We start from the raw sequence: 22789 nt of genomic DNA, 5'->3' as shown, positions 1-22789 counted from the left end.
GGGGAGTTCCGCGGGTGTCTGCGGGGTGGTCTAGCGTGGTCGCCAAGCTCTCCGATGAGAAGGAGATGCCATGAGTTCGAAGCTCGGAAACATCACGTTCTACGCCGTCGATCCCCCCGCGCTCGCGCGATTCTGGGGCGCGGTCTTCGGGTATCCCGAAGCGACGTGGGAGGAGCCGCTCAAGAGCGAGCTGCTCGCGTCGGGGGTGACCGAGACGGATCTCGCGCACCGAGGCATGGCAGAGGACCCCGACGGTATCGGGCCGCGGTTCTTCTTCCATCACGCGCCCGAGCCCAAGAGTGGTCGCAACCGCCTGCATCTCGACATCAGCGCGACGCCGGGCCGCCGACCGACCCGCGAAGAGCTCGACGCGGAGAAGGACCGGCTGGTCGCACTCGGCGCCGAGGTCGTGCGGCTGGTGGATCAGACCTGGGGTCCGTGGCCCGAGCTGTACTTCCAGATGCAAGATCCCGAGGGGAACGAGTTCTGCCTGCAGTAGGACTGCCCTCTCGGGTCAGGCGGTCAGGTGCTCGACGAGGATCTTGACGCCGATGCCGATGAGCACCAGCCCTCCCACCACTTCGGCGGGTGCCTGGAAGCGAGTGCCGACGCGGTGGCCCAGCACGACGCCGAGGTAGGTGAGCGCGGCGGTGATCACTCCGATCACGATCACGGCCGGCACGATGTCGACGTGCAGGAACGCGAAGCTGAGGCCGACCGCGAGTGCGTCGATGCTCGTCGCGACCGCGAGGAGGAGCAGCTCGCGCGGTCGCACCCGGCCGTTCGTCTGCTCGCTGTGATCGGCGCGGAAGGCCTCCCACAGCATCTTGCCGCCGATGAGCAGCAGCAGCGTGAACGCGACCCAGTGGTCGATCGGGGCGATGAAGCTGCTGAACTGTGCGCCGAGCAGCCATCCGAGCAGCGGCATGAGCGCCTGGAACAAGCCGAAGGTCAGTGCGACGAGCAGCGCGTCGCGGTGCAGGTGACGTCGGATGCGCACACCCTGCGCGAGCGACACCGCAAACGCATCGGCAGAGACACCGACGGCGACGACGAGCAGGTTGAAGATCGACACGGGAACCTCTCTCGGGCGCGGGAAGGCCCCGAACATCATGCCGACTTCGGCGGCCCGAATGCGGTTCGGCGGCCCGAAAGGAGCGGCACGCTTGGTTGTCATGTATTGAGGGAGAATCGGATTGGGTGCTCGACCCGCTCTAGAATGGATGGCGCAAGCCTCTGTAGCTCAATGGAAGAGCTGCTCCGTCCTAAGGAGAGGGTTGGGGGTTCGAGTCCCTCCAGGGGCACAGTCTTTTTTTAGCTCTGACCAGGGATTTCTTCTGAGGTCAGACCACTCAAATTGCGTTCTTGGCCGCTTTTTGGCCGCATTTGAGAAAGCTGTGAGCCGAAACCGACGCAGATTTGACGCCCTTCACGGAGCGTCGTTCGACGTCTCAGAACGACGAAATCGAGCATTTCTGGCGTCCTGTGCCTCGTCGAAAATTGAGCAGTCTGCTCTCCGGCGTTACGTCGGTCGGGCGTAGCGGGTCTGCGGACCTGACGGCAGTGCTACCAGCGGCATCGCATCGTTGAGGCGCGTTGCGACGGCATCCAAGTCGTCGTCGAAGAGGTCGGCGTAGGTGTCGAGCGTCATGGCCGCCGACGCGTGCCCCAGCATCCGCTGCACGGCCTTCACGTTGGCGCCGGAGCTGATCGCGAGCGATGCGGCGGTGTGGCGGAGGTCATGAGGCGTCAGCCGCGGCATCGACGGGTCCACAGCCTGCGCGCGGCGGACCGCGTGCGCGAACCATCCCTGTGCGCCTGAGTTGCGCATGTGGTTGACGCCGTCGCCGAACAGCAGCCCTTCGGGACCCTTGCAGGCGCAGGACAGTTCAATCATCGGAGCGAGGCGCTCGGGGAGAACTTCTCGCCGGTGTCGTCACGTCGTCGGCCACATTCCGGGCGTGTATGAAGGGCGGCCGGTCATGACGGGCTACTCACCGCACGAACAGCGCCACGATCGCCACGATGACCGCGACGACGGACAAGACCGTGTTGGCGATCGTCAGTTTGTGGGACTGCCTCGCGAGCCGGTGCGACTCTTCTGCGAGCCGAGTGGACGCCGCAGCCGAACGCGTCAGATCACGATGACGAAGTTCGTCTTCGTAATGCGCGAGCCCAACAGTCGTGTTCCGAGCGGACTCGTCGTGTTGCTTGACGAGTTCCTCGTCGGTCATAGCGCGCATCTGCGCGAAGGTCTCTGCCATTCGACCGACATTAACAATGGAACGCGGACGCTGATCGTCGCCGCACGCAGCCGCCGCCGCCAAGAGTCCTTACCGAGATAGAGGAGTCGAAGATGTCGCACCGCACCCGCGAGCAAGATAAGGATCACATCCGTATCGCCCACCAGACGCACGAGGACGCGCAGGTGAGGGCTACCGAGAACGCGTACCGCGCGATTGCACAGGGCGAGTATCGCGACGAGCGCTGGTACTACGGCGGGCGTGAGAAGCCGCCTGTGAAGAAGGGCCCTGCCCCGGCGTCGGTCGGCAACGAGCCGAGCGGGATGACGCCCGAGCAGGTCAGGGCCCGGTGGGACCGTGAAGCGGTCGTGCCCGGCGCGCCCGCTGTCGCCTGCATCCACGCCGCCGAGGGGGTCCGTCCGCGCGGGGCGTCTGCGGGGCCCGGGTGGCAGCGGGCAACGCCGCCCTGCTGGCCGGTCGCATCTAGTCCGACAGTCGACAACAAGGAGGGAACCATGAGAACGACCACGAAGACTCACACCGAACCGTGTACGCGCGCTGCGGCGCGGATGACCCGTGAGCGCGCATCGGCATAGAGGCCGCGACCGGCTGGCCGGTGCCGCTGGGCGTCGAGGCCCGCCTACCTTCCGCCTGTTCGCCGCGAGTGGCGCCGCCGACCGGGCGGGCCTCGATGAACCGTGGAGTTGGGATGACCGGCTAACGGCGTACATCGACAGACGTGGACCGATCGCTCCGACCTCGCCCCCGCCTATCGCCGCAACGAGCTCGCCGACCGACGTCGGCTGGCCCTGGCCGATGAAGCCGCCGCCGTCGCGCTGATCATGAACGCGAGAGCGCGGCGGCGTGGCGATCTAGACCGGGATGCCCGTCGGCGGCGACGACGCCACGCGGCTACGGCGGTCGTAGACCCTTGGCCGGTCTCAGGCCCGACGGAAAGCGGCGGGCATCCCCTCGACTACGCCGAGGTCTCTCGGCGGACGAGCCCGGCGTCGAAGAACTGGACGAGCGTCGTCGCGAGGCCGACAGCCACGGTCGCCTCTTCCATGCTGACGTTGCCGGGGCCGGAAGGTTGACCGCCGTGGCGGTCGTGCTGACCGTGCCACAGAAGTCGGATCATGCCCACAAGGACGTCGTGAGACGTGGCTTTCTCGTGCTCACGGTTCATCGGCAGCCGCCAGCCGCCGTTATCGACTTGGTTTAGAACCTTGCCTAACGTCGCCGACGCGTCGTTCGAGGCGACGATGGGAACGGCGGCATCCTCGACAGCGAGGATCGCTAGCCGGTATGCCTCGCTCGGGTTCGGGTTCTGTCCGTAGAGTTCTTCCCACGCTCGCGCCAGCCGGACCCCGGCACGTCCCGACCGGGCCATGACCAGATCGCCGCCGACCTGGACGCCTTCGGGGACACGACGGACAATGCCTGGTTTGCCCGCGCGTGTACCGACACGCCACGCCGACTTGCTCCGTTCTAGAAGCGCATCGAGTTCATCGAGCAGCACGCCCTCGAAGTGCGCGAGCATATAGTCCGCGATCTGAAGAGCATTGCTGTGCTTCTGCAGTGCGGTCATGGCTGCAGAGAGGTGCCCCTGTCCGATTGTGTAGTCCGCACGACCTCGGTGGCGAGAGATCGGCATTGGGATGCGTAGGGTTTGTGCCATCTGTTCGGTATCAGACTCACGAAGGTGGGCGACGGAGCCGCTACCGTCCGGATAGCGTCGCCACGATGTGATGCCGCTACGGACCCACGCCCAGTAGGCCGAGACCATCCATTTCGGCAAGCCGTCATGTAGCGCGTCGTACTCGGCTATGTCGTCGTCCGAGTCCACGCCGAGCGGTCGCCAGACTTCCGCCTCACTCAAAACTGCCCCCAGGTCGCTCGATGCCGGTCCGACCTGTCTATCAGCGGTTCGGTGGGTTGTGTGTCACGAAACTCGGTGTCGGAGCGCGTCGATAGGTTGCACCTGTGCAACCCGATCCCTTCGCGCTCCCGGCGTTCATCCTGTCGATCATCAGCCTCGTCGTCGCCGTCATCGGCGCTCTCACTGGCATCGTTGCCCTGGTCTGGCAGATCATCACGAGAACCCGCGGCGCGCACCGCGTAACGGTCAACGTCACGAACGCCGTTCTCGTGGGCTACGGAAGCCCCGACGGCGTGATGCTCTGCGTCGAAGCGATCAACAAGGGGGCTTCGGCGGTGAGAGTGACAACCTGGGGATTCGAACTGCCGGACGGGGGTGGGATGGTCGTGACGAACCCCATGTCGCAATCGACCGTCCTGCCGCACATGCTCGATGGAGGGACGAACGCCCAGTTCTTCGTGCCCGCCGAGTTCGTCGGGCGTGGACTCCGCGACCGGCCCGGATTGTCGCCGCGCGATCTTCGGGCCTTCGTCAAGTTGGCGACCGGCGAGACGGTCTACGCGAAGCGAAAAGGCATTCCGCTCGCCGACGATTTCTGGAGGTAGGTTCATGCGCGTGGAGTGGATAGCCGTCGTCGTGGCCGTCATAGCGGCTCTCGCCGCTGTGTGGCAGGCCTGGGAGGCACGACGCGCACGCCGACTCGCCCAGGCCGCTGCCGACGAGGCGAAGCAACATGAGGCACGCGCCGTCACGGCGGCGGAACGCACCGCGCAGGCGCTAGAAGAGCAGACCGCCATGATCCGCGCCGAACGCGAGCGCTACGAGAGCCCGTGGCGGATCACGCGCGAGAAACACGACTGGGGCGTGAAAGGTGAGTTCCGGCTCGGGGGTAACGAGACGCTCGACCGCGTCGTCCTAAAGACCGACGAGGCCAACGCGCAAGAACTGGACGTGAGAGGCCTGCCCGTCGCGGGGCCGATGCGACCCGGGCAGGCTATCTCGGTGCTCTGGGGCCAGACATACGATTCGCCGCTCAATCTCGACGTGACGATCGAGTGGACGCGGCCAAACGGCGAGACGCTCGATGAGGTTATAACGCTGCCTTAGCGCGCGCCCGGCTTAGCGAACCGGGATGCGCCCGCGCCTCTCCCTGCCCTTGTGGTCCCGCCAGTGGATCGTGACGTACTGATCGTTCACGTATATCGCGTCGTCCCGCTCTTCGCCCGGCTTCAGGGTCGCCCACCCATTGGGGGTTTCCGGCGTCTGCTTCGGATACATCTTCACGCGCGGGTCCGCTAGCCGGTCGGTGTTGGGGATCACGACCGACTGGCCGGGCCCGACGGCCTGCCCGATCGAGAAGTCCTTCCACGGATTGCCGACCTTCTTGATCGGGAATCCGAGTCGCAACGTCACATCGGTTGCGATCGAGCCGCCGACGTTGTGCAGACTCCAGGACTTGCCGAACGTGTCGTACAGCGCGGGCAACGCGATAGTCCACATGGCCGGGCGTGGTTGCGTGCGCGCGAGATGTTCCGTGATCGCCTGCCACCCACTGAATCCCGCCGCGACGAGCGCTATGACCAGCGCGATTATGGAAACGGTGAGCGCGGCGGATTCCCCAGGAGTCACGAGCGCACTTTATCGAGCGACCACGACGGCCCCGAGTATCGAAGCCGTGGACTCGCCGATGCCAGAAAAGCGGCGTCGGATATCAGTCCTCGCCGCCCGGCTCGGCGTCGTCGTCGCGCCGTTCGATCTGGGCGACACTCCCGTGCATGTACTCGTCCGAGAAGCTCTCTCTCGGCGCTATAGAACTGATCCATCGAAGACTTGGAAGCCGACGTCGCGGAGCCAGCTCTCGCCATCAGTAGTCAGCTGGCTATCGCATACTGACGTGCGTTGCGATCATTTCGGCTGGCGGTAGCGGGTCTGCGGACCTGACGGCAGTGCTACCAGCGGCATCGCATCGTTGAGGCGCGTTGCGACGGCATCCAAGTCGTCGTCGAAGAGGTCGGCGTAGGTGTCGAGCGTCATGGCCGCCGACGCGTGCCCCAGCATCCGCTGCACGGCCTTCACGTTGGCGCCGGAGCTGATCGCGAGCGATGCGGCGGTGTGGCGGAGGTCGTGAGGCGTCAGCCGCGGCATCGACGGGTCCACAGCCTGCGCGCGGCGGACCGCGTTCGCGAACCATCCCTGTGCGCCTGAGTTGCGCATGTGGTTGACGCCGTCGCCGAACAGCAGCCCTTCCGGACCCTTGCCGGCGCACGCCTGCTCGATCATCGGAGCGAGCCGCGCGGGGTAAGGCACCGAGCGCTTTTCGTGCGTCTTGGGCGTGCCGACGTGGATCTCGTACGCGATCATCACCGCGTTCTCCTCGATCACGAAGCGCCGACGCAGCCGGTTCACGCTGCGCACCCGCAGCCCCGTCGCCTCGCCCCACCGCAGACCGGTGTAGGCCAAGGTCAGAACCATTGTCGGCTGCGCCGAGCATGCCGCCAACGTCGCCACCTGGTCGTGCGTGAGATAGACGCGGCGCTTGCCTGGTCCGCTCCGAGGGAGATTGCGGATGTGTCGCGCCGGATTGTTCGCAAGGCGACGATCATCGATGGCGACATCGAGGATGCCTGCGAGGACTCCCAGGGCGCGAAGCACGACCGTGCGCGACTTCTCCGTCGCGAGCTCTGACACCCAGTCCTGTACTTCAGACCGCCGGATCGACCAGATCTCCCTGTCTGCCCAGACGGGAGCGACGTGGTTCTTCCACGCCCGCTCGAGCGTCATGTAGTACGAAGGCTTCGACATCGGTGGCTGCTTCGACCGCAGCCAGCTGTCGGCGAACATCCGGACCGGCACCCGCGACGCCACGGGATCGATGTACTCGCCCTTCGACTTGGACACGGTGACCATGGACAGGTAGAGCTTCGCCTCGCGCATCGTCGTGAAGCCGCGCTTCTGCGTTTCGGTGCGATCAGGCTTGCGGTAGCGCACGCGGTAGCGGCGGCCCTTCGCCGTTTCGTACGGGGTGATGGTGCCCATCTCGACCTCCGCTCATGCCGGCTAGACAGTCAGTATCGGCCTAGTGTCGGACACTGGTGGGACGCCGTCAACGCGGCCGACGACAGATGTGGATAGATGACGGAAGACGTCGTCAACTGCGTTGGGGTGAAGGGGCGCTCCCCTCCGACGCCGAGAGTGTAGCGATCGGTTGCGTCTCCGTTCTCGCCGCTCACTCCTTGCAGACTCCGCGCTGGCGCGCGTCACTTAGCAGCCGTTCGACGACGAGCACTGCGCCGCGCCCGAGCGCTTGGATGGCTGAATGTCGGAGCGCCGGCGGCCATACGATACCGTCACATCGTGACGAGTGAGCGTGTTCGTGAAGCATTGTCGGAGTTCGTTCGCGAGCGCGACTGGGCTCAGTTCCACACGCCCGCGAACCTCGCCAAGAGCATTTCGATCGAGGCGGGGGAACTCCTCGAGTGTTTCCAATGGAACGACGACGCAGACGAAGCGCGCGTACGCGAGGAGCTCGCCGACGTCGTCACTTACTGCACGCTGCTCGCCGCGCGGCTGGGGCTCGACCTGGACGAGATCGTCCTGCAGAAGTTGGCTGTGACGAGCGCGAAGTACCCCGCGGATAGATCGAGAGGGCGGAGCACGAAGTATGACGTCCTTTGAGATCGATCGGCTTGACTTCACAACACCCGCGATCTCCGTTTGGGCGTCCGGTGATGAACGACGCACGAACTGGCCCGTCGTTTACGTCCTCGACAGTGCAGACTCGGCGGGTGTGCCGTCTGTCTACGTCGGTGAGACGGTCAGCGCTGTGTCGCGGATGCGTCAGCACCTCCAGAACCCGTCGAAGGCAGGGTTCCGTCGTGTGCGAGTCGTCATAGACGAGACCTTCAACAAGTCAGCGTGCCTCGATCTGGAGTCGCACCTGATCCGCTGGCTCGCCGGCGACGGGCACTTCACAGTACTGAACGGCAACGAGGGCATCATCGATGCGCGCTACTACGAGCGGGAGCAATACCGCGAGAGTTTCCGCGAAATCTTCGAGCAGCTGCGGTTGGAGGGGATCTTTCAGCGCAGCATCCCCGAGATCGAGAACAGCGATCTGTTTAAGCTCTCGCCGTTCAAGGTCCTCACCCGGGAACAGGCGATTGCGGTAGAGCAAATCGTTGAGGCGCTTCTCGAGGATCTTGCGACCGGCACACCGTCGACTAGTGTCATCCTGGGCAACCCGGGTACTGGGAAGACAATCGTCGCGATCTTTCTGATTAAGCTGCTGGCCGACATCCGGGACTACGAAGACGCGGACGAGATCGAGCAGGACTCACTCTTCTCGGAGTTCTTCGTCCCTGAGAACCGAAAGCTTCTGAAGAGCGTTCGCGTTGGTCTGGTTGTTCCTCAGCAGTCGCTCCGAGACTCCATCAAGAAGGTATTCAGGAAGACGCCGAAAGTCAGCGAGGATCTTGTCCTGAACCCGTTCGACGTCGGAAAGTCTTCGACGTCGTTCGACCTGCTCATTGTCGACGAGACGCACCGGCTCAATCGCCGCGCAAACCAGTCGTCGGGCATGCGCAACCGCGACTTCGCGGACATCAACGAACGACTCTTCGGATCTGATGACCTCAGCAGGACCCAGCTCGACTGGATCCGCACCCGGAGCACGCACCAGATCCTGCTCATTGACGAGCAGCAAGGCGTGCGACCTGCAGACCTCTCGGGCGAGACGCTCGCCGCTGAGATCGCTGATGCAAAGCGATCGCATCGGTGGTTTCCGTTGGCGAGGCAGATGCGGGTGCGGGCGGACGCAGACTACGTGGGATTCATTCGCCAGCTTCTTCGAGGCGACCTTCGCGCAGGGGACCTCCCGGACTTCGGCGAGTATGACCTGCGATTCTTTGGAAGCGTCGTCGACATGCAGGACGCGATCCGCGAGCGCGACCGCGAGGTCGGGCTCGCCCGGCTTGTCGCCGGCTATGCCTGGGACTGGAGAACCCGCGGCAACAAACCCGGCTTCGACTTCGAACTCGAGGGTGCCGAGTTCGTCTGGAACCGCACAGACAAGGACTGGATCAACTCGCCGGGATCGATCGATGAGATCGGCTCAATTCACACGGTCCAGGGATACGACCTCAATTACGCCGGCGTGATCGTCGGCGGGGACCTCCGATACGACGAGCTGACGCGGCAGGTAGTGGTCGACCGCGCCGCGTATCGCGACAAGAAGGGCAAGGAGAATCTCAAGAAGCTGCGACGACAGACGACTGACGAGGACCTCCTGACGCTGATTCAGAACATCTACGGCGTGCTACTCACGCGAGGAATCCTGGGGACCTACGTGTACGTGTGCGATCCGGATCTACGCGACTATTTCTCCACGGTGCTGCGCCCGGGTATCGATCAATAGCCCTCGCACCTGCGGTGCAGGTCCTCGATGCGGATGTGCCTCACCGCGTCGCACACTTAGTGACGCCACGCTATGCCGATGGCGGCAAGACCGTTGCAGCCGGTACGTGGTCGGGTGTCCGAGCTGAGTGAAGAGGGCTCGCATAACGGTTTGCCCAGCTCACTTACAAACCTTCACAGTGCCCGCAGCAATAGTTCGCCGATCGCCCTGCCAAGGGGAATGGGAACAGCGTTCCCGATCTGCCGCGCGATTGCCGTCTTGGATCCCACGAACCTGTGCGTGTCGGGAAACCCCTGCAGCACGGCCGCCTCATAGTGGGTAATCGCGCGATCCTCGATGGGGTGCAGGTAGCGGCCCTTCTCGGGCTTGAAGAACTCGGTGCGGATCGTCACAGAGGGCTTGTTCCAGTGGAGCCGACCCATCACGTCACCGGATCCGCTTGTGTGTCCACGCCAGCAGGGCGCGAGCAGGCGGTCGGGCAGATTGAACCGGTTGCCACCGGCGGGAATCTCGGCGAACCGCTCCATCGAAAGGTCCGAATAGTCACGCCCGACATGAAGCTCGAACGGTCGGTACACACCGGGTAAGTCGATTCCGAAGAACTCCTTGGTCCGGGGCGCGAGTCGTGTTTCGGTCACTTTGCGAGGAATGTTCTTGAACGCCTCGGACACGGTCCGGTGGCTGCCCCTATGAGTCGGCTCCGGCATCCCGATCGCGGGCAGATCGCGGTGGCGGCCGATCAGGATCGCGCGCTTGCGCGCCTGGAACGCACCGTAATCCGCAGCGTTGAGGATGCCCCACTCGAAGGTGTAGTCGCTCAGCAGACCGTCGGGCTGGGTCGACTCGCTGAAGTCGCGGAACTGCTGCGACTTCGCGAACGCCGCCACATTCTCGACGACGAAGTACTTGGGCTGCGCTCGAAGAATCGTCGCCGCGTACTCCTGCCACAGGTAGTTGCGCTGATCGCCGGTGTCACGCTTGCCGAGCATAGAGAAGCCCTGGCACGGCGGTCCGCCGACGATGACGTCGACCTGCGGGACGTCCTCCTCCTTCAGCCACGTCTCGATCCCGCCGCGATAGACGAGATCGGGTCCGAAAGTGGCGGCGAACGTCGCGGCAGCGGCGGTGTCGAGCTCGACGGCGCGCTTCACGCGGTAGCGATCCGAGGCGGCATGGAATCCAGCGGTGAGGCCACCGGCGCCGGCGAAAAGGTCGAGCATGGAGATGGTGCGGTTCGCGCTCGAGTCAATCGTCGGGGTATCGACGTGCGTTGGCGCCTGCAGAGTCATCGGGTCAAATCTACTGTGGAGGGGAGGAGGTTCAGCGGATGCCGGACAGCGAGTCGAAGGCCGTGCCTCCCCGGGCCGAATCCTGGGCGAGCACGCCGGGCTCGCGCGCGTCGATGCAGTCGAACCGCGGCCGGGATACGGCGCCCGAACTGGCCGTCCGACGTCGTCTGCATGCGATGGGCCTCCGCTATCGGGTGTCGGTGCGTCCGGTGCCGAATCTACGTCGAACCGCGGACATCGTCTTCACTCGAGCGCGCATTGCGGTCTTTATCGACGGATGCTTCTGGCACGGCTGTCCGGAGCATTATCAAGCACCGGTGCGGAACGGTGACTTCTGGCTGGCGAAGCGGAAGCGCAACGGCGAGCGAGATGCCGAGACAGATTCAGCTCTGTCCGCCGCGGGCTGGACACCGCTCCGATTCTGGGAGCACGAGGTTCGCGCCGATGCTTCACTCGTGGCTGTAAGCATCGCCGCGGCGATTCGCTCCTCGGTACCCTGACCCTACGGCGACCTGTGGAGAGCTTCTCCACAGGTCGCCGAGTATGCGTAGCCAAACCGTCGCGCGCACGCGATCACCATGTTCGACACTGCGCGCTAGGTCATTCGGTGCAAAATCCGCCTGTGTTGCGCGACGCGCTGAGCAAACTCCTCTTTGTCACGCTAGGCAGCCTGATTCCGCACTTCCTCTAGAACCCCCTCGAGTAGCCCTGGGATATTGCTTCCCCCGAGTACCAGCTGACGGTCGAGCAGCCGATTGGCAGTCTCGCACGACGTCTCGCTGACGAGCGAACATCCATGGCACGCCGAAAGGTTGAGGCTGGACGAGCCTTGCCGATCGCTTTCTATGCAAACGGGGTCGTTCGAGCAGACGTCCGCGTCGTCGAGCGCCGCGATCAGCAGCGGTACCAACCTGTCGGGCGCTCCCAGTCGCACAAGTCCCCCAAGCGTTCCCTGAGCGTCGCCTGCAGCCGTGTAGATCAAGATCCCTGCTGTGCGGTCACTCCTCGATGAGTTCGCGTAGATTCGCTCCTGCAAGGAGGCAGATGAGTAGCCACTCGCGTACGCCAACCGGCGAATCAGTAGGTGAGCGATTGTGTGGAGAGCGATGAACCGCGGTTCGGGAGGATCGAGTTTGTGGGCCCATTCGCTCGCATTCCGCCGAGCGACCAAGATGTCTGCTCTCGCGCGCACCTCCGGTCTGCTCTCCCATTCGGAGAGGAACGGCTCGTCAAATCTGATGAATATGCCCTCGCCGAACATCTCAATCGCGGGGTAGACGGGCTTGCGTCGTGCGTCTGGTCCAAGATCGGCCTTGATGAAGTCGGCGCCCGCGTTGTGTCGTTGGAACCCAAGTAGTGCTCGAACCTCGCGTACTCGTCGAACTTGGCCCACCGCGCCAATCCTGCTGGTTAGGGCGGCGGGCCACCCGTCGCGCGGAGCCACATTCCAGCTATCGACGACAAAGTCATCGACGCCGAGGTCTCGTCCGTCTACAGAGAGCTTCTTGAGGAATGCAGCCCACTCGCCGTCTTTCAGGTCAAGCAATGGGGCGTCACTATCAGCGCCATGGCCAGCAGCAACCTCGAGAACAACGTCCTTCGAGGTTCCAAGATCGGATGCGATCCACTCCGACACCATGTCCGCCTGAGGCCCGCCGTTGTCGGCAAGAATTTTGTCGAAGTAGACGTGACCCCGGATCTTGTCCGCGAGCTCCACAGACTGAGGGCGCTCCTCGGGGATGTCGAGCGCAGACAATCTGTCGGCGAGATAGTTGCCAGTCGCCCCCCGTTGGACCGCGACAAGCGGATGCTCACATGCAGAGTCCGTCTGTAGGTCCTGCCACGGCTGTCGTCCTTCACACTTGATGCCGTCGCGCTGCAAGGACGATTTCATGACCAGGTCAGACAGCGGTCGTGATCGTTTGCACGCGCCGCACTCGACTCTCAGCGACTTCAGGCCCTCACCGTACTTCGCCGCTCGTACAAACCGCAGCTCCTTATAGGCACGGCAAAACCTGACATTGTCGTCGACCTCGGCGTCAGTACCTCGGTGCGCCCACTTGAACCAAGGTATGTCCTGGATGTGACTGCCTTTTTCGCAGATCGCCACGTAGCGCATCGGGACGAGCATCCCTCCGCAGGCGCAAGTGTTCGTCCACTTCCCCTTGGCCTTTCCCGTGAAGATGGAGAGCTTGGTACAACGCTCGCAGAATCTCGACTCAGGGAATCTCCAGTAGAGGAGACCCGGAGTCTCCTTTGCCGGTCGGCCGGAATGGGTGGGTGGTTCTCGGAGTTCACCCGCTCCGATCCTTTGAATCAACCTGTCGCAATGGATCTCGGGTGAATACCTCTTGTCCCACCACGACGTGTCTGCCGCAATGAGTGACTGTCCGCGCACATCCACGATCGCGCCGACGCCGAACGGCGATACTGTCTCTGACAGACGGAGGTCATGCTTGATTCGCTCCACTGGTCACCACCTCCTTGGGCTCGACGACTTCGACGGCGACGTTGGGTTCGACTGACCGCATCGAATCCGCGACAAGGAATCCCTCACCCGTCTGGCCAAATCGCTTCAAAAGCGATTCCTGGTCGGACTTACTGCGGTCATAACGAAGAGGTTCCCCTGCGTGTCGCGCAATTCTGGCGCGACGGTCCCACTCTCGTAGGAGTATCCACAATGACTCCGCGGTCTCGTCCGCCTCAATCACCTCGGAACGGCCGACGACCTCGACCAACTCGGCCGTCAAGTGCTCGATTTTGGATCGCATCTGCGCGTTGTCGAGGTCGAGCGCGCCCGCTGAATCGTTGTCCGCAAGCGCCGAAATTGAGTGTCTGAGGAGGGCTACAAGCGATCCCGCGAGCGAGCGATCCCGCGATGCAATTGACCAAGGTGTGACGCTCGTCGGCTCGACACTTCGGTATAGGGCATCGTGGTAGCTGCGAAAAGTCTCGAAGTGAGACCGGTCTCTGGCGCGGTTTGATCGGAAAAGAGTGGTGACGATGCCAAGGTTCTCTCCTCGGCCCACGCGACTTGTCGCCTGAATGTACTCGGCTGTGGTCTTCGGCTGCCCAACCATGAGCATCAGGGCAAGTCGCGGGATATCTATTCCAACGGAGAGCATGTTTGAGGACAGCACTACGTCGATGGCTTGATCTGACGTCTCAATACTGCGTGCCAGGTCGCGAAGGTCATTGGGAAGCTCTTCGGGGCCACGTCGGCTCGTTAGTTCCAGAACTTTGTCAGCGCGCACTCTGCGGAGCGGGAGACGGAGTCGTTCTGAACGAGACTCGAGCCGCCCGTTGATGTCATCCACGACCAAGGTTCCGGTGCGACCGAGTTCCCTCAAGCTGTTGTGATACATGACAGCGGTCCAATATGAGTCGCGAGTTGCTCCGCTTCCAGGCTGAGCTGCGAGAACCTCGGGAATCTCAAGCAGTGGTGATGCTGCGGCGACTACGGCAGAAACTTGGGAAAGCGATTGCGGCATGACCCCGATGTACACGCGTCCCTCGCCGGAAACGTCAGGCCGCGAGAAGAATGTGCGGTCGTCGTCGAGTCCTGCTGGCGGATAAAGCGCTACGAGACGACCGTATAGACCGCGGACCTGCTCATCCGAGGCTCGGATCGTTGCCGTTGAGGCAACGATCTTTGGCGAACTTCCTCCCCGACTGAGTAGTAATTGGATTACAGCGTCGAAAACAGCGACGGTGGTTCCGAGGGGGCCTGACAGTAGGTGCAACTCGTCCTGAATGATTAGCGACGGCTGTCGGTAGATGGTGTTCAGCCCGAGCAGCGTGCCAGCGTCGGGACGAAACTGGAGCCTTGCAAACTTATCGACCGTTGCGAGCAATATTGTGGGCGGGTCCGCGTATAGTTCCTCGTCGACCACCGCGACGGGCAATGCGTCGGCGAATTCACAACTCTTGTCGGTGCAGTGAATGACGACGTCGTTGCCGGAGAGCCGAAAGCCGTATCTGCCTGCATCGTTGGTCTTGCCCTCGGGAACCAATGGAGCCCTGCACCACGGGCAACTCTCAATTTGGAACTGGTTCGCTTCTTCGGGTCTGGCCGCCTTGTGGAGGCGCTCAAGAGCCGCCTTGGCTTCGCGGCGATCACGCGGAGTGACTTCGTTTCCGACCCACAGCCCAATCGAGAACGGAGCCATCCGATTCACTCGTGGATCAGCGAGGCGGTCGGTGCGTCGCATGAGTTCCATTGCGCAGATCAGGGACGCTGCGCGCTGGAACTGCTGGGAGGTAAGAAGGCGAAGCGTATACCGAGTGATAACGGCGGTTCCGCCGCCTGATACACCGTGAACCAAGCGTCGGTGGAATATCTCTATCGCCGCGAGCCCCAGATACGCCTCGGTCTTTCCGCCGCCAGTGGGGAACCAAATCAGGTCCACCAACTGACGATCCGCGTGCTGCTCATCGATGGTCGAGGCAAGCGATACGAGGATGAAACCCAGCTGGAATGGGCGCCACTGTGGCTCTGGCGCTGATTCGGGGCTAGTTCCCCTTTGGATGAACGGCTGTCGCATCTGAAGGCGCATGGCGGCCATACCAAGTGCAAAGGCAGTGCGCAGCTGGCCTTGCCCAGAATCTCGCAATAGATCCACACCTTCACTCATGCGGTCGACGGCGGTTCGCGATCTGCTGACGATCCTCGCCGCCACAGCGGATTCAGGCCCAAACCCGGGGACGCGGGATTCCTGGTTGGTAACCCAATCTGAGAACGCGGCAACAAAGGCATCCAGGGTCGCGAGAACACGGTCTGTGTCGGTGTCGATCCGCGCAAGCTCGATCAACCGCAGGGCATCTGACTCAGGGGCGCTCGGGACAAACCCGATGGTCTCGATCCCAGGAACGACGAAAGCCGGGACCGGGTCCAGGAAGATTCTGTTGACCGTGTCGCCAGAGGTATCCCAGTCAGCCGCCATGCCATGGCCAACGGCGTACACCTTGCGGTTGCGGTATCTGAGGCGGATCTCAGCCGACTCCGAATCGACATCGAATGCTCGTGTCGTGTCGTACTCCAGGATCGAGCCTCCGACAGCTGGGGCGACGCTCAGTCCCTGTTGGAAGACCATCAGGGGAACGTCGAGTCGGTCGTCGCCCGTGCTCTTCGTGCGCAACCGAACATGCACAGTGACTAGGAACCCAGACCCGTAGTGCCGCCAACGGGAGCCAATTTCAAGCGGTAGCTCTCCAACGAGGAGCTGATGCATCTTCTGTGAAGTAGACAGCTCGAGGTCGCTGAATGAGAACTCAGTTCTAGCCCATCTCGGTGGGCCGTCGTCCTCTACGCGCTTGTAGGTGCCGCCGGTGACGCTGCAACGAACCTCAGGACGGTCGGTGACGAAGGAGATCGCAACCGATGATGGACGCCAATCCTCTGCGAGCGGGCCGGTGGCTCCTTCTTCGTCAACATCTCCTTCTGGCACATCGGCCTCGACATCGCTCGATCCTTCCACCGGGGGGTCGATGGACTCGGAGGGGAACAGCATGCCAACCGCGTACTGGCGATTGGGCGGGTTCATCACGACTTCGTCCGCACCGCCGTCGGGTCCTACGTAGGCAGAACGGAGGTGCCTGAGCGCGAGAGCTTGCGCCCTACTGAGGATCATGCTTGTGCCAGTTGTTTCTTGACGAGTAGTTGAAGGGTTCTCTTGTCGGCCTTGGATGCGACGATGTGCAGCGACACACGCGCTCGGGTCACCGCGACGTAGAACGCCGCGGTCCCGGCAAGGTCGAATTCCGTTGGGAGGCAGCAGACGACCACGTGCTCGGCCTCTAGCCCCTTCGCGTACCGCGGCGTGATGACGGTGAATCCGTTGGTCGTAGTGGTCGTTTGCTCAACTGAATCAGTTCGGACAATCCAAATCTCCGATCGCCTCACGCCAGATGACACGAGGTCTGCGGCGATCGCTTCGGCAGCTTCGACGTCCGCTGCGTCGGATGGCGTGTGCCATTGGACCTTTTCACCATGGACGATTCCAGGATCCCCAACATCCGCTCCCAGGTACTCCTGCACTACATGCACTATCGCCTGCGTGTTCCTGACATTTAGGTCCAGGTCGAGCGTGGTTGCTTCGTCGGCGACAAGTGCAAGCACGTCGGCATCAAACTCACCGTCGACGTGGGCCTGGTTGTTGGGATCGAGGAACATTCGCCACCGGCCGCTCGCGCGTCCTCCGTAAATAACGGTGTCGAGAAGATCCATCCCCTCTGCTGTCATCAAGTCTTGGGCCTCATCAACGAACACCGCGTCATACTTCTTTGTGGCGTTCAGCGCGCCGAACGGTACGAGGTCGATCGCCCTCCCCGCGATCCGCGGCGCGAAGAAATCAACGAGTCCGGGCGAGCCGAAAGTTATCAGCACGCTGCGACCTTGATCCGCCTCTTGCTTGGCCCCCTCAGCGAGGACCAGCGATTTGCCGGTGCCGGCTCCTCCGTATACCAAGACGCGAGGATTTCTCGCGAGTGCCGCGAGAACCCGCGCCTGACCTTCGGTCGCACGGTTCTGTTCTTCGAGCACTGCACCGCGCTGGGCGTCGATAACTGGAACGCGGGTGAACTCTCCGAACAGTCGCGTGCGGAGGTCACTCGGCCGAGCGATCTTCTGATTCGCGGGAGCGTGTCTCGCATTCGCAACCACTGCATTTAATGCGCTGGCGAGTCGAGCGACGTTCATTTCATCCTTGGCGAGCCAGTGACTCGCGTGCCACTCAACAGAGTGCGGGGGCGAGTCGATATCTGGCGTCACCACTATGGATTCATGAGGGAACCAGCCTATTCCTTCTTCCCGGAGGATATCCCGAAGGGCGAATGATGCAGACCTTGCCTGCTCCATCGGCGAGCCGCCAAGTCTGTGCCAATCGCTCCTGCGGTCAATGGAGTACCAGACACCGTCGTGTTTTCTCACGCCGCCACCCTTGACCTCGACGACGACCACGACGCCTTTGTAGAGAATGACGAAGTCGGCCTCGGCCTGTTGCTTGTAAGCATGGGAACGCAGTTTCACCGAATGAAATGCGACGGCCTCCAAGTCGGAGTCCACGCTTCGGAGTAGGCGAGCTAGGCGACGCTCTGCATCGCTGGTGGCGTATCGCTCGACGTCGGCGAGGTCCGGGACAAGAATCATTGGCCTTGCTCCTGCCAGAGGTCTTCGTAGTCGTGGTATCCAAGAAAGTCATTCATCGCGCCCCAGTTGTCAGCAACGTCGACGATCAGGCACTCTTCTTTGCCGCCGTTCTCCTTGCCCCGCAGACCACGTCCGGCCATCTGGATGTACGCTCCAGGGCTGAACGTGGGTCGTGCGATGTACAGAGCACGGACGCCGGGCGCATCAAAACCCTGTACCAGTAGGTCGCAGTTCGCCAGCACCTGAATTTCGCCCGCCTGGAACCGCTCGATGACATTGCGGCGTTCCTGGCGTCCCGTTTGCCCGCTGACCGAGGCGGCTCTCACGCCGCGCCGACGGTAGTTCAGCGATGCAGCGAGCACCTGAGCGGACAGTACGCTCGGGGTGAAGACCAGAATCGGCCACGTCGGGTCCTGCTGGAGGATGTGCTCTACAAGGACGCGCATCCGATGCTCGTTGCGCCCGATCCTCTCGTAAAGATTGCGGTCGATCAGGCGTGTCGACTGGAGCGTGGTCCGTTCCGCGGTGCTGAGCTGGACGTCGACCCCCGTGTCCAGCACCTCATGTCGGACGTTCGCGAGGACTCCGAGATTCACAAGTTGGCGATAGGAGTCCGACTTGAACGCGGCGAGACGGTTCGAGCCGAATCTCGCGACAAGTTCCTTGGTCCCGCTTGTCTCGCTGGCACTGCCCTTGAACGGTGTCGCGGAAAGACCTACAAGTGGGCGCTCCCAGCTGCGACCGTCCACGCCAAGCCAGCGGAGAATCGTCGTGTACCGGGTGGATCCTCCTGCACGGTGGGCCTCGTCGATGAATACCGCGGTCGGTCGCTTCAGCCACTCGTAGTCCGCTCTATTCATGATCGCTTCGATCTTCGCGTCTGTCGCGACGACGACAGAGAGCTCGGTGTCAGGCTCGTGGACAGTGTTCGTGTCCCACAAACGGCCGATCGTCAACGGCCGCTCATCACCGAGATACCGCCAAACTGCCTGGAAGGTTTGCACCGCTTGCTCGCAAAGCTCCGCAGACTGTGCGATCCAGAGAACCGTCCCGCGCAGCACTTCGTCGGCAAAGAGCCTGAGCACGGTCTCGGTAGCGACGCGTGTCTTGCCGGCGCCGGTCGGCAACTCGACCATGCCCTTCTGCGCGGGGCCCGCCGCGGACGGCTGGGTCAGAACGGTCCGCAGGTCCTCGCTGATCTTCTTTTGGTAGCTGTGCAGCTTGTTCAGACGGACAGCGCCCGCAACGACGAATTCCTCTGGCCGGGGATAGTTTCTCTGCCCTGCGAAGGATGGCCCGAATCCCATCTTCCGCACCCATGAGATGGCTGCAGATGTTCCTGCCCATGCCGTTGGAACGTCGGAGTACCCCTCCTCCCGAAATCGGTCCGACAGAATCCTCAGAGAATCCGAACCGTAGACCGTCAAGAAGAGTTCTGCGACGGACGTTTCGTCATCCACTAGTTCCTGCGCCTGCAGAGCAGACCAAAGCCCTGTTGGCAGCGCATCTTTCAGATCGTCTGGTCCGATGTAGTGATCCAGCCGCTCGGCATCCGACTCGATCGATTGAGCTTGCTTCCTGAGCAGTTCGAGTCGGTGATCCAGCCCTGCTTTGAGGACCTGGCTGAGCTGAGCGTTGTTGAGTCTGAGGTCGAACGCATCGCTCACGAATGCAAGCGTCTGACGTTCGTCGGCGTCACTGCGGACGACTAAGTCGGAACCGTCTAGGTGCCAGTCAAGTGCTTGGTCCTCGACGCCCTCCTCTGTGGTTACTCGCTTTGCGATCTGGAGCGCGCGAGCGCACCTGGCGGCACCCAGTTTGGAGCCGAACTCACTGCGGAGGCCCGTGTAGGTGTCGAGAATGCGTTGCGGTTCCTGCTGGCCCTCGACGACCATCGAGAACGAGAAGCTGTCCTCGAACCGTCTGCATCCAAGGCTCTCGACGAACTCGTCCACGTCGTCGGGGGTAACGCGAAGGTACGGACGTTGTCTGGACTGAAGAAAGACTTCCTGCTCGTCAGTGCTCGCGAGATACACAGAGTTTGGCGGCCGAGATTCAATCGCGCGGTGCACCCTCGCCGGTATGCGTTGAGGCCGGGAGGTGGGATAGGCGATTCGCGAAGCGTGCAACGTGAATTCGGCAAGGACATCATCCTTGAGTGCAGGAGGATACAGTTCGTGTTCGAGTGCCTCTTGCAGCACGTCCGCCGGCACCGAATCAAGCTCATCAGGCAGGCCCAGTGCATCCTCGACCTGTCGAGGTCCACGAAAGAGCGGCAGGAGGCCGTCGAACTTGATGAGAGATCCCGACACGATGGCTCCCGGTCGGCGGTAGCCTCGGCTCGACTTAAGCATCCCAACATTGTCCACAGCCCACCTAACGGGTGAACTAACCGAGTAACTTGCTCCGGTGTCGCTATCTTCACAGTCCCAAGGGTCATCACCGAACTCCAAGAGACCGCGCGTCCATTGCTCTCGGACTGATTCGCTAGCGGCGGACTCGGCAAGGAGGAGCAGAACGGAAAATGGGCCTGGTGAGGTAGCCTTTCGAGGGTACAACGCGATACGTTCGATCGGCCGATCGCCTTGACTCAAGCGGGAGTTCAGTTCCGCAATAACCGCTTCTTGATACGCCTCAGCCGCGAATTCGTCCTCAAATGGGAAGTTCTCTCGCGGTGCACGCACAACTCCCAGGGCGTGGGCGATCACTGGTAGGCAATGGTCCCGTTCCAGGAGCAGCCTTCCATCGGCGGCGGGCAGCGCTTCATCTAGGTCGACGACCTGCTGCGGCCAAGCCCACCCCCCATCACGGGTGGGGACGAGAACGACGGCCAGCGGGTGGGCCGCGATCACGTCCATCGCTTCCCGCGTGCTTACGCCAACCACCGCATCCCAGAACTTGCTTTGGAGGGCAGTATCTGCGGTCGGCGTCAGCTTCGTGATTCTCGCATTGAGAATTGCTACCGGGTCGAGATCGCGGAATCCACATTCGCGCAGGCTCCTCTCCATCTCGCCATGCGCCAGGAATTCGGCTTCGACGAATTGAGCGCCCTCGATTTCCAGGTCCTCCGCTCGCCGGAGGAAGACCGTGTCTTTGTCCCTCAGGCCCTTGAAACCGCCGGATGTCGGAATGACGCGGGCGTCTGAGAGAGTCGGGTGGGTACGTCGGTCGAAAGTGAAACGGAATGCGTTGGCCGATGACACAATGTGGGACCCGTCAGCCCACTCCAAGAGCCACGAAAGTATCCCCCGTTTGGGCAGAGACTTCAGGGCGTTCTCAATGCGACGGGCGCGAGGCCCGGCCTCCTCGAAGAACAGTTCGGGATCAGCGGTGGCAGCGAACACCTCACTAAGCCGGCTAGTCCTTTGGTTTGACGTGTAGCACTTCCAATGAGGCACGTCCGCGCCTGTATTCGGGGACTCGATCCAAGCCTTGTGAGCAGCTTCATCGACCTTTAGGTCGTCGCTCGCGCCGAAGTCGAGGGGGACCAACTCCGAGGCGAAGCGGAGCGCTCCAGTGCTATCAGGCACGATGGCGGTGGACCCAGCGAGGCGTGGCACGTCGGTGCACAAGATGGAGTCACCGTAGGACCGCTCCTCTCGACCGCGGGCGGGAAGATAGTCGAGGTGAGCGGCGCGATCGTCCTCCGTGCTCACGCGAGGCACGAGTTCGATGAATAGGTCAGCCATCGTCGACAGGATTTCTCGGTTATACCCGTTGCGAAGCAAAGTCGTGCGGTCGTCGTTGACGCTCCAAGGGGCGTTAAAGAAGCCAGTCGCCGACGTGTTGTCCTGGAGAGGGAAGTAGCTCCAAAACTGACCGATCTGTGTACCCCGGTCATCCTTGTCTCGGGTGCCCGAGCGGCGAGGTTTCAGCGGTATTGCGACGCTCACCTTGATCTCGTCGCGTGAAACCGCTTCGCCAACCTCACGTCGAGCTGCAGGCGAAGGCGCGTGCATCCGTTCGCCGACTATCCACTCGTCGCCGCTTCCATCCGGACGCTCGATCTTGAACAGTCCGTCGCCGAGATCGCGCGAGATGTGGCTAGTTTCGAAGCCCTCATCGCCGAGCACACGGAGATGCACCTCACGCACAGCGCTCACGAAGAGTAAGAACTCCGAAGCAAACGACCTCATCTCAGCTTCCAAGCGTTCGATGCTTCTCACCCCCGGGAGCCGGACGATGGTCGTGGCCCATCCGGCGAGTGACCTCAAGAGCGGCTCATCGGAAATCACACTTTGCGCGTCCAGGGGCGTCGCTGTACGCAAGATGGGAAGGCGGCGTGCGGCCGATCCAACGGCTCGAATCGCATCCGTCGCAGTAGGGGAGTTGTACTCGAATGACACGCTCCGACTGAGGACCTGCGGAAAGTCGGTGAGCGCGAGGACTGACTTGAATCCCAACCCGAAGCGACCGATCTCATCGCCGCGCTTCGCGCTCAGATACGCGTGCGACATCGCCTCGAGCCCGGACTTAGAAAAAGGTCGGCCAGAGTTGGCGCAGTAGAGGGTCTTCGTCGCCGGGTCGAGAACGATCTCGACCCGGCCGAGCTTGTCTTCGCCGGGCGCCGTCCCCGCCATCGCATCGGCAGCGTTCTGAACCAGTTCCAGCAATGTCCGGTTTGCGTATCCTCCGACCCGGATGGACTCTTCAAGATTGGCGTGCTCAATCACCAGTTTGGGATCAGCTTTGTACGATCCGATGGCTCGGTCGAATTGGTCTTCAATCTCGAGAATGAGCGCGGGGTCTGGCTCCCACGTCGTTGTCGAATCAGCCACTCATTGCCCCCAAGCCGGTCTGCCTCTCGTGAACGCTACG

Annotated in this window: 17 protein-coding genes, 1 tRNA gene and 1 pseudogene; 8 read left to right on the top strand and 11 right to left on the bottom strand. The window is 62.5% G+C overall.

What is annotated here, in order from left to right; translation table 11 throughout:
• Positions 1-70 precede the first annotated feature (70 nt).
• Positions 71-499, top strand: coding sequence for a VOC family protein (locus tag KEC57_RS01800; RefSeq protein WP_229382801.1), 429 nt, complete (start codon positions 71-73; stop codon positions 497-499).
• A 15-nt stretch (positions 500-514) separates the two neighbouring features.
• Here the strand turns inward: KEC57_RS01800 and KEC57_RS01795 are convergent, their stop codons facing one another.
• Positions 515-1177 (bottom strand): manganese efflux pump MntP, encoded by a 663-nt coding sequence (locus KEC57_RS01795; protein ID WP_229382800.1) that lies wholly within the window; start codon positions 1175-1177, stop codon positions 515-517.
• Positions 1178-1232: 55 nt separating this feature from the next.
• Between KEC57_RS01795 and KEC57_RS01790 the strand changes: the two genes are divergently transcribed.
• Positions 1233-1304 (top strand) — tRNA-Arg (locus tag KEC57_RS01790).
• Positions 1305-1522: 218 nt separating this feature from the next.
• Here the strand turns inward: KEC57_RS01790 and KEC57_RS01785 are convergent.
• Together KEC57_RS01785 and KEC57_RS01780 are read right to left on the bottom strand one after the other, a co-directional pair.
• A pseudogene (locus tag KEC57_RS01785) lies at positions 1523-1855 on the bottom strand (tyrosine-type recombinase/integrase); the annotation flags it as partial.
• Positions 1856-1994: 139 nt separating this feature from the next.
• Positions 1995-2264, bottom strand: coding sequence for a hypothetical protein (locus KEC57_RS01780; protein WP_229382799.1), 270 nt, complete (start codon positions 2262-2264; stop codon positions 1995-1997).
• 92 nt (positions 2265-2356) lie between these two features.
• Between KEC57_RS01780 and KEC57_RS01775 the strand changes: the two genes are divergently transcribed.
• Positions 2357-2839 carry a hypothetical protein gene (locus KEC57_RS01775; protein ID WP_229382798.1) on the top strand — a complete coding sequence of 161 codons (483 nt, stop codon included), beginning with the start codon at positions 2357-2359 and terminating at the stop codon, positions 2837-2839.
• Positions 2840-3219: 380 nt separating this feature from the next.
• Here KEC57_RS01775 and KEC57_RS01770 read toward each other — a convergent pair whose 3' ends face one another.
• Complete coding sequence (locus tag KEC57_RS01770) at positions 3220-3831, bottom strand: hypothetical protein (protein WP_229382797.1); 612 nt, start codon at positions 3829-3831, stop codon at positions 3220-3222.
• Between the two features lie 395 nt (positions 3832-4226).
• On the opposite strand from KEC57_RS01770, the gene KEC57_RS01765 reads away from it, so the two are divergent.
• The gene (locus tag KEC57_RS01765; protein WP_229382796.1) at positions 4227-4727 is read left to right on the top strand and encodes a hypothetical protein; all 501 of its coding nucleotides are present in this window, start codon (positions 4227-4229) and stop codon (positions 4725-4727) included.
• Between the two features lie 4 nt (positions 4728-4731).
• Complete coding sequence (locus KEC57_RS01760) at positions 4732-5229, top strand: hypothetical protein (protein WP_229382795.1); 498 nt, start codon at positions 4732-4734, stop codon at positions 5227-5229.
• 12 nt (positions 5230-5241) lie between these two features.
• Here KEC57_RS01760 and KEC57_RS01755 read toward each other — a convergent pair whose 3' ends face one another.
• Together KEC57_RS01755 and KEC57_RS01750 are read right to left on the bottom strand one after the other, a co-directional pair.
• Entirely contained in the window at positions 5242-5751 is a 510-nt protein-coding gene (locus KEC57_RS01755) for a DUF8453 domain-containing protein (protein ID WP_229382794.1), read from the bottom strand.
• Positions 5752-6027: 276 nt separating this feature from the next.
• Positions 6028-7158, bottom strand: a complete 1131-nt coding sequence (locus tag KEC57_RS01750) for a site-specific integrase (RefSeq protein WP_229382793.1) — start codon at positions 7156-7158, stop codon at positions 6028-6030.
• Positions 7159-7476: 318 nt separating this feature from the next.
• Between KEC57_RS01750 and KEC57_RS01745 the strand changes: the two genes are divergently transcribed.
• Together KEC57_RS01745 and KEC57_RS01740 are read left to right on the top strand one after the other, a co-directional pair.
• A complete protein-coding gene (locus KEC57_RS01745) occupies positions 7477-7797 on the top strand; it encodes a nucleotide pyrophosphohydrolase (protein WP_229382792.1) in 321 nt (106 codons plus the stop codon).
• The gene (locus KEC57_RS01740; protein ID WP_229382791.1) at positions 7784-9535 is read left to right on the top strand and encodes a DUF2075 domain-containing protein; all 1752 of its coding nucleotides are present in this window, start codon (positions 7784-7786) and stop codon (positions 9533-9535) included. The genes KEC57_RS01745 and KEC57_RS01740 overlap by 14 nt, the downstream gene beginning before the upstream one ends.
• Positions 9536-9708: 173 nt before the next feature.
• On the opposite strand, the gene KEC57_RS01735 is transcribed toward KEC57_RS01740, so the two are convergent.
• Positions 9709-10824 carry a DNA cytosine methyltransferase gene (locus tag KEC57_RS01735; RefSeq protein WP_229382790.1) on the bottom strand — a complete coding sequence of 372 codons (1116 nt, stop codon included), beginning with the start codon at positions 10822-10824 and terminating at the stop codon, positions 9709-9711.
• Positions 10825-10862: 38 nt separating this feature from the next.
• Between KEC57_RS01735 and KEC57_RS01730 the strand changes: the two genes are divergently transcribed.
• Positions 10863-11324 (top strand): very short patch repair endonuclease, encoded by a 462-nt coding sequence (locus tag KEC57_RS01730; RefSeq protein ID WP_229382789.1) that lies wholly within the window; start codon positions 10863-10865, stop codon positions 11322-11324.
• A 161-nt stretch (positions 11325-11485) separates the two neighbouring features.
• Here the strand turns inward: KEC57_RS01730 and drmB are convergent, their stop codons facing one another.
• The 4 genes from drmB to KEC57_RS19045 form a co-directional block, all read right to left on the bottom strand.
• Positions 11486-13294 carry an MrfA Zn-binding domain-containing protein gene (gene drmB / locus KEC57_RS01725; RefSeq protein ID WP_229382788.1) on the bottom strand — a complete coding sequence of 603 codons (1809 nt, stop codon included), beginning with the start codon at positions 13292-13294 and terminating at the stop codon, positions 11486-11488.
• A complete protein-coding gene (locus KEC57_RS01720) occupies positions 13275-16334 on the bottom strand; it encodes a helicase-related protein (RefSeq protein WP_229382787.1) in 3060 nt (1019 codons plus the stop codon). The genes drmB and KEC57_RS01720 overlap by 20 nt, the downstream gene beginning before the upstream one ends.
• Positions 16335-16450: 116 nt before the next feature.
• Complete coding sequence (locus KEC57_RS01715) at positions 16451-17971, bottom strand: NERD domain-containing protein (RefSeq protein ID WP_229382786.1); 1521 nt, start codon at positions 17969-17971, stop codon at positions 16451-16453.
• On the bottom strand, positions 17968-22749 hold the full coding sequence (locus KEC57_RS19045) for a sacsin N-terminal ATP-binding-like domain-containing protein (protein ID WP_229382785.1): 4782 nt from the start codon (positions 22747-22749) through the stop codon (positions 17968-17970). The genes KEC57_RS01715 and KEC57_RS19045 overlap by 4 nt, the downstream gene beginning before the upstream one ends.
• Positions 22750-22789: the final 40 nt, after the last annotated feature.

The sequence above is a fragment of the Microbacterium allomyrinae genome (assembly GCF_020682705.1).
In the GTDB taxonomy this organism is placed as follows: domain Bacteria; phylum Actinomycetota; class Actinomycetes; order Actinomycetales; family Microbacteriaceae; genus Microbacterium; species Microbacterium allomyrinae.
Note: the sequence above shows the minus strand (reverse complement) of the source record. Positions and strands in the feature narration are given on the sequence as shown.

Coding starts and splice junctions, on each gene's coding strand:
- KEC57_RS01730 (WP_229382789.1), top strand. CDS start 10,863: ATGCCGGACAGCGAGTCGAAGGCCGTGCCTCCCCGGGCCGAATCCTGG.
- KEC57_RS01780 (WP_229382799.1), bottom strand. CDS start 2,264: ATGGCAGAGACCTTCGCGCAGATGCGCGCTATGACCGACGAGGAACTC.
- KEC57_RS01760 (WP_229382795.1), top strand. CDS start 4,732: ATGCGCGTGGAGTGGATAGCCGTCGTCGTGGCCGTCATAGCGGCTCTC.
- KEC57_RS01800 (WP_229382801.1), top strand. CDS start 71: ATGAGTTCGAAGCTCGGAAACATCACGTTCTACGCCGTCGATCCCCCC.
- KEC57_RS01715 (WP_229382786.1), bottom strand. CDS start 17,971: ATGATTCTTGTCCCGGACCTCGCCGACGTCGAGCGATACGCCACCAGC.
- KEC57_RS01775 (WP_229382798.1), top strand. CDS start 2,357: ATGTCGCACCGCACCCGCGAGCAAGATAAGGATCACATCCGTATCGCC.
- KEC57_RS01720 (WP_229382787.1), bottom strand. CDS start 16,334: ATGCTGTTCCCCTCCGAGTCCATCGACCCCCCGGTGGAAGGATCGAGC.
- KEC57_RS01750 (WP_229382793.1), bottom strand. CDS start 7,158: ATGGGCACCATCACCCCGTACGAAACGGCGAAGGGCCGCCGCTACCGC.
- KEC57_RS01740 (WP_229382791.1), top strand. CDS start 7,784: ATGACGTCCTTTGAGATCGATCGGCTTGACTTCACAACACCCGCGATC.
- KEC57_RS01795 (WP_229382800.1), bottom strand. CDS start 1,177: ATGACAACCAAGCGTGCCGCTCCTTTCGGGCCGCCGAACCGCATTCGG.
- KEC57_RS01735 (WP_229382790.1), bottom strand. CDS start 10,824: ATGACTCTGCAGGCGCCAACGCACGTCGATACCCCGACGATTGACTCG.
- KEC57_RS01770 (WP_229382797.1), bottom strand. CDS start 3,831: ATGACCGCACTGCAGAAGCACAGCAATGCTCTTCAGATCGCGGACTAT.